This window comes from Nostoc sp., assembly GCF_054880495.1.
The window spans coordinates 1-7078 of sequence record NZ_JBTYKD010000419.1; the positions used below are offsets into that span (position 1 = coordinate 1).

Below are 7078 nucleotides of genomic sequence, written 5' to 3' on the forward strand. Positions count from 1 at the left end.
TGAAGAAACCTCCAAATATAATAAATAATAGCAGGTGGTTCGCGATAGTCCATCGCGAACCACTCTTTCTTTTCCACATCCCGTGAAAAGTCAGGCTGAGGTAAGCGATCGCTCTCCTGGATCCCAGAAACCTCGCCCCAAACCCTTATTCTTTCGTCGACTTACAAAAGTTTTCGGTCTACTGACTATGACTAAATCAAGGTTTGAGGCTTTATTTTCTAATATAAATTCCTAAATGTAGCCAAAACCTGGAAAGTTAAGTCTCGTAAGCCTTGCAGCGATTGCTTTCTCCAAGAGTGATGGAAAAGCGTTAGGGACTTCCAGAAAATAAAATATACAGATTATTAAAATGATAATCATTTTAATGGGGATGAGAGAGGCTGCCGTTGGCAGCCTCTCTCATCCCAAATTGTAGTAAATTCAATGATGATTAGATTTTGGGATATTTGAGGTGTCAATACAACTAACAGATTCATTGAAAAAGTTGTTGAAGGAAACTGCGGAGCAATTAAAAGGCGCGGCCAAGGTTAATCTTTAGCTGGGTTTTATAAGCCTAGTTTATCATTCACTCTAGAAATCAGCTTTTGTAAATTTTCCGAAAAACGGTATCATAAACTACTATTTTTTAGCGATCGCAATGAATGATCAGTATATGATTTCTGTGTTGGCGGCAGATGTCTTAAACTCTAATTCCATACTATTATCCCCCTGTCAATAGGCTTTGAGACGCACTAACCCTGAATCAACACCCCAAATAAAACATTTATGAATCATTGAATATTGCTATAGCAGCAAAAAATGACTCTACATAAGTAGTGAGGATATTCCAGTATAAATTGCCGAGTTTGGCAAATGTATGACCTTGATACAGAGGTTTTCTAGGTTGCCAATCTGTCCAATCATATGTTCCGATATTTGTTGTTATCCATTGCAACATATCTGGTTTAATACGCATGGGTTCTAGTTTGGCAAAAAATCCTTCTTTGGCATCCATGAGGATTTTACGCCCAAATTTGTTAATATGAACTACTTCTTTGAGATGGGGATATAAAAAACCACGTAGCGGATTCTTTCTAATGTTTCTTAAGAAAGCGATCGCATACTGTTCCATGTTAAAGTGACACTGGCTTAAATGCCCTTTAACTTCACCTAAAACACCCAGATGAGTAGCGCGAACAACTCGTTTAGCTTGCAACCATTTATTACCATCAGCAGGGGTGTAAGTCTGTGGTGCTTTTAAGGGTGGATTTGGTTGCATACAATTATCTTCACGGAATTGCAGCGTGATTTCAACAGGTAGTAATTTTCCGTTTTTTAACTCAAATATGACTTTGTAATTAGGCAAATCTATTTTGCCTGTTAGGGTAAATTTTTCACCATTAAAAGCAGTGTTATATAGTGAAGGATTATTTTTATCCTTCTTAAAAATAACCGGATTGAAACCATTGAGCATCCTTTCACCAAAAAAATCATCACTTCTGGTATAGCCTTTATGGCTCTTTTCTAAAATTAGCGTTAAAGTTTCCGGAAATGATTTTTGGATTTCATCGTAGGATGGCTGATTAGGATCACGGCGATTTATTTGGATGAGGCTATCCATTATCTGGCTATACTTGGCTACAGATTGCATTGTCCTGGCTAAAGCTTCAGGTACAAAATCATGCCGAATAGAATCTGGTAGGCTGTAAGAAAATTTATATTGCGGATCGTACTCATAATATAAAATTTGCACAACCCCAAAATCATAGTCATCTGTAACATTATCAGTCCCGTTTTTAACTTCAATTAAGTTCCTGAGTTCACTTTTTTTACCATCAATAAAGACATTTTGTGGCGGGTCAAAAATTCTTAATTCTAAATCCGGTGCATCACCAAAACCTCCTGCTTTCGGGTCATACATAATTTCAAAATTTCCTATTTTATCTGTTTCTCCACAGGCTAAATAATCTTTTAACCCCAATGGATCTCTATCCCATAACTCTAAGCTTAAATTGGGAATAGGAATCAGCGAGTCACGATGTACTATCTTACCTAACGCTCGCCGTGATTTAGCAATTACATTACCTTTTAACTCTTGTTTAATTTTTAAGATAGAGGATAAAGGTAAATCAGACAGAATTTTGTAAACTAAACGTTCTTTTTCTGTCTTGGTATATTCTTCTAGTGATACTTCGCCTGCAATGATTCTTTGGATTAAGTTACTCATTTCTGTTATCACTCCTGTTATATTCAATTGCTGTTTTTTTTGCACCTGCACTTTCTTTTCGAGCCGCTTCTACATCAGCTAAGTCATCAACACCTAATATTTGTTCAAAAGTTGTGCGATTCCAGCCAACCAAATGCATTTTTGTATCTTCTTGAAAAAATATATACATTCTGTTAGCTGAAACATTGAATTTTGCTAGTAAAATATCGCTGATAATTTCTGTTAGCTTGGTGGTAATCTCTACAGGCATTCTCCCGTTCATTACTTGAACAACAGCCGCAGGCTTTTCATAATCACCACCAAAAGCTACATTCACTTTGGTGTTGACAACTACTAAGATCATGGACTGAGGATGGCCTTTGATGATATGAAATTGTTCAGTAATTTGAGTGATGACATAATGAATAACTTCTGAACTGAAGTCATGATTAGTTTCAATTCTGATAAAAGGCATTTTAGTTCGATAATGTAGAAGCAGTAATATAGAGCTTGATAGCCTATTTTTATGGCTAATCAACCCTGTTGAGCATCACAGAAAGATTGCTTTGTTATTAAGAAAATCTAAAATTTACCATCATCAAGATGGTGAGTTCTATAGCCAATAATTTACATTATTTTGCCCATGTAAAAGCTACATTCAATAGATAGATCACAAACTTTCATAAACTGACGTAATAATGAGGGTTTCAGCGCTCGCAAAGAAGGAGACAAACAGCTTTAGTTTAAGAGCGATGTCTACAACGGGCTACGCCTACGCTTTCAGGTAACTAACCGTATCGGCTGAAATGTTGATTAATAGGTTCTTTTCTTGTGTGCATGTGTTTTGATGGAATGCTGATGTGGCAGGGCTTTTAAAAAACTTTGTGATCTACTGACATTTAACACTAAGTAGGTGGGCATGAAAAAACCAATAATTTTTATTGCTTATTTACACCATTCTTCAGCAATTTTCGTGTATATTTCCACTCCTCCCTAAATTTTTGAAATATGGCTAATACTAAATTACACCTATACATGATTACTTATATACAAGTAATCATGTATAGGTGTAATTTAAGGTGAGATCGCCATTGGATGTAACTGTTATTTTTTTTTGATAATCCATAAGTTTTACTTATCTTGCAGACTGGTAGATGTGTGAACTTATCTTGCAATGTACTAACATTAACGAGAATTCGATTAGTACAGTTTGCAATAAAGCAATCAAATCTAGAGGAGGACGAAAGAATTAGGTTTCTAAATCTTTCATGAACGCTCATAATTATGAATTCAGCTTGGCTTGTAACAATTACGCATTATGTAACAAAACTTCATATACTGACGATATTTCCCCTTTAAGTTTTTAAAAACGTTTATAATCGGGCGCTGTATATGCAGCAATTTTCATTATGAGAATTGTTATCAAAACTTTCCGAGTAAAACTAATTGATGGAACCTGAGATATGTTGAGAATGCGGCTGAATAGGAGACTTGTCCGCGAATCCCAAATGCTTATGAGTAAAGGTTTTGACGGATTAGATAGAAACTGCGATCGCAGCCTCATTCCAAGAAAATAATCTTGTAGTCAATTGGGTCAACAGCCAAATCATGGCTCCCTGCACTGAAATGCTTCGCTCTGCTCAATATGAGAGCAAAAGACCCTTTTAAAACATCCTCTAAGAGCGATGTCTACGACGGGCTACGCCTACGCTTTCAGGCAACTCACCGTATCGACTGAAATGTTGATTAATAGGTTCTTTTCTTGTGTGCAAGTGTTTTGATGGAATGCTAATGTGGCAGGGCTTTTAAAAAACTTTGTGATCTACTAATTAAACATGGAAAAATATTGTATTCTAAATTAGAGAAACTCCTAGTGAATCAGCAACAATTGTGGGTAAGTTAGTTGTTTTAAAGCTGGAGGATAGTGATCCTGAGCAAGGGTTTCCAGTTACATTGCAGATTGGCGAAGATGACGCTCTCCCTTGGGTACAAATTATAGGTAAGCTACCTCCAGCCCCAGAGGTTCTTCAACACTACATCTACTGGCAATCAACCTATCGTAGCTTAGGGCTAAGTTCTCGGTTGACAGCTGAAGCCTTTCAAGTCACCAATGTTTCTATGCAAGAGAAATGCTACAATACCGCAAAGGAGTTGCTTAACCACTTGAATGCTTGGCTTAGATCTGAATCGTTTCGCTCCATTAGAGAGAAATTGTTAGAAAGATTAATGCCATCGGACGAAATTCGAGTAATTATTCAAGCCAAAGACATCCGACTTCAGCGATTGCCTTGGCACCTGTGGGATTGCTTTGATCTTTATCCCAAGGCTGAAATTGCTTTAAGTACGTCTAGTTATGAATTTGTTGAACAGCCATTACCTCATAGACATCATGTGAGAATCTTAGCGGTTTTGGGTAATAGTGCTGGTATTGATACCCAGGCAGATCGAGTCTTACTAGAGCATTTACCTGAGGCTGAAGTTAGCTTTCTAGTAGAGCCTCAACGCCAAGAGTTGAACGAAAAGCTTTGGGAGCAAGGTTGGGATATTCTCTTTTTCGCTGGGCATAGCTCAGGTAAAGCAAATGGTGAATCTGGTCAGCTTTACATTAATCAAACTGATAGCTTAACAATTAATGAGCTAAAGTATGCCCTGAGAAAAAGTGTTGAACACGGTTTGAAGCTAGTGATTTTTAACTCCTGTGACGGTTTGGGATTAGCGAGAGAGCTAGCTGATTTGCACATTCCGCAAGTCATTGTGATGCGTGAGCCTGTACCAGACCTAGTTGCACAGGAGTTTTTGAAGTATTTCTTAGAATTCTTTTCTCATGGTAAGTCTTTCTATATAGCAGTGCGGGAAGCACGGGAAAAACTGCAAGGTCTAGAAGATCGATTTCCTTGTGCTACTTGGTTACCAACAATTTGCCAGAATTCAGCCCAATTGCCACCGACGTGGCAAGATTTGCGCGGTAGGATTGTTTCCAACTCCCACCTAGTTTACGAACCTAGGTTACATCCAATAACTCCCCTAACTCAGCAGAATTACTGCAACCACCAAGATTGGGGAGAGGCGGTTGATATTTCCGATTTTTCCGGGCGTACAGAAGAATTAACCATCTTGAAGCAATGGATTGTAAGAGATCGCTGCCGATTGGTGGTACTACTAGGCATGGGTGGGATTGGCAAAACTGCTCTGAGTGTATGCTGTGCCGAGCAGATTCAAGGAGACTTTGAGTACGTCATTTGGCGCTCATTGCGTAATACCCCACCCATTACAGAAATCCTGGCAGATGTTATCAATTTCTTGTCTAACCAGCAAGAAACAAATTTATCAGCAAGCGCAGACGGTAGAATATCGCAATTGATTGAGTGTTTACGTTCCTCACGCTGTCTACTGGTGTTAGACAATGTAGAGGCTATTCTGCGTAGTGGCAAGGACACTGGACACTATCATGAAGGATACGAAGGATATGGGGAACTAATCAAACGATTAGGGGAAGTATCTCATCAGAGCTGCTTAATGTTAACTAGTCGGGAGAAACCTAAAGAAATTACCTTATTAGAGGGAAAGCAAGTTCGCTCCTTACAACTACATGGCTTGAACCAGATAGAGGTAAAAAATATTTTTAACAATCTGGGTAACTTTTCGGCAACAGATGATGAATGGCAAGTTGTCATTGGGAGCAATGCGATTTTGTTAGGCGACTCAAAAAAAGTGCGATCGCTAATCATCTTTTTCAGTATAAAAATATATTTACTACATTTTTAATTAGTATTAATACGTAAGATGTTCTAATAATGAACAGCGTCCGTAACATCAGTTTGGAGTGCTATTTTTTTTGTGGATGCGAAAAAAGGTAGAATTCCCTTTTAGCAATACTTTTGAGACAGTAAATGCCTACCTTGATGGAAAAAAATATAGATGCAACTTTAGATTTAGCGAAATCATTGAAAGACTTTGAAGCTCAGATTACTAAACTTTTAGAATTGACTAATGTTATTGTTTGGGATGGGCAAGTATTAAAAGAAAGAGAACAAAAAATTAGAGATTCAGCGCTTATTTTAGCGGGTCAATGTATTGCTTTATTTTTATATAATCTTTCCCAATCTCAATCAGTTCTCGATACAGCAAAAACTCAAACTCAAGGCTGGTGGCATCCCAAAACCCAAAGACATGGTTTTCGGACTCGACAAATATTAACAATTGGGAATGTACTTGTTACTTTAAAATTACCGTATGTAGTAACTATCAACAAAAAAAAGGATAAAAATCAATCTTTGTGCGAAGGATTTTGCCCATTTTTAATGTGGTTAGGAATGTCAGAAGGATTAACCCCTTTGGTATGGTCAACTGTTGCCCAATATGGTGCAATCACTAGCTCATTTGAAGCCGCCTGTACAACTTTGACGGGTTGGGGAATTAACCTTAGTTTAAAACGAATCGAACGTTTAACATATAAATTTGGTCAAATTGGGATCAACTTACGTCAATCTAAAATCTTAAATCGCCAATTAGGGAATTTAGCTGAAGGTAATATTCTTAAAGGCCAAAGAGTTGTCATCGCCGTAGATGGTGGTCGGAGTCGAATCCGAATTAATAAAAAGGGGAGAAAAAATTCAAAAACCAAGCGACACGGGTTTATCGGCAAATGGGTTGAGCCAAAGTTATTCACAATTTATGTTGTTGATGAGCAAGGTAAAAAAATAAATAATTCTGAAATTCCTATTACGAATGATGGCACTTATGAAGGATATAAAGCACTTTTGGAGATTTTAGAAGCGGGTTTAGTTGACTTGGGAATTAGTCAAGCAAAACAAGTCTTATTAATCGGGGATGGAGCGGAGTGGATCTGGATACATATTCCCCCACTTTTGGCAAGATTAGGATGCCCAGTTG

4 protein-coding genes are annotated in these 7078 nt (G+C 37.7%); 2 read left to right on the forward strand and 2 right to left on the reverse strand.

Annotation, left to right across the window (positions count from 1 at the left end):
* Positions 1-763: 763 nt before the first annotated feature.
* Both ACYTXL_RS35200 and ACYTXL_RS35205 read right to left on the reverse strand, forming a co-directional pair.
* Positions 764-2251, reverse strand: coding sequence for a lipoxygenase family protein (locus tag ACYTXL_RS35200; RefSeq protein WP_461928604.1), 1488 nt, complete (start codon positions 2249-2251; stop codon positions 764-766).
* Positions 2199-2660, reverse strand: a complete 462-nt coding sequence (locus ACYTXL_RS35205) for a phenylpyruvate tautomerase MIF-related protein (RefSeq protein WP_461928605.1) — start codon at positions 2658-2660, stop codon at positions 2199-2201. The genes ACYTXL_RS35200 and ACYTXL_RS35205 overlap by 53 nt, the downstream gene beginning before the upstream one ends.
* A gap of 1415 nt (positions 2661-4075) precedes the next feature.
* Here ACYTXL_RS35205 and ACYTXL_RS35210 point away from each other — a divergent pair.
* Positions 4076-5950 carry a CHAT domain-containing protein gene (locus ACYTXL_RS35210; protein ID WP_461928606.1) on the forward strand — a complete coding sequence of 625 codons (1875 nt, stop codon included), beginning with the start codon at positions 4076-4078 and terminating at the stop codon, positions 5948-5950.
* Between the two features lie 137 nt (positions 5951-6087).
* On the forward strand, positions 6088-7078 hold a 991-nt coding region (locus tag ACYTXL_RS35215; protein ID WP_461928607.1), incomplete at its 3' end, for an ISLre2-like element ISCst1 family transposase.

Bases quoted from the DNA above. Each gene is read 5' to 3' on its own strand.
- ACYTXL_RS35205 (WP_461928605.1), bottom strand. From the start codon at position 2,660: ATGCCTTTTATCAGAATTGAAACTAATCATGACTTCAGTTCAGAAGTT.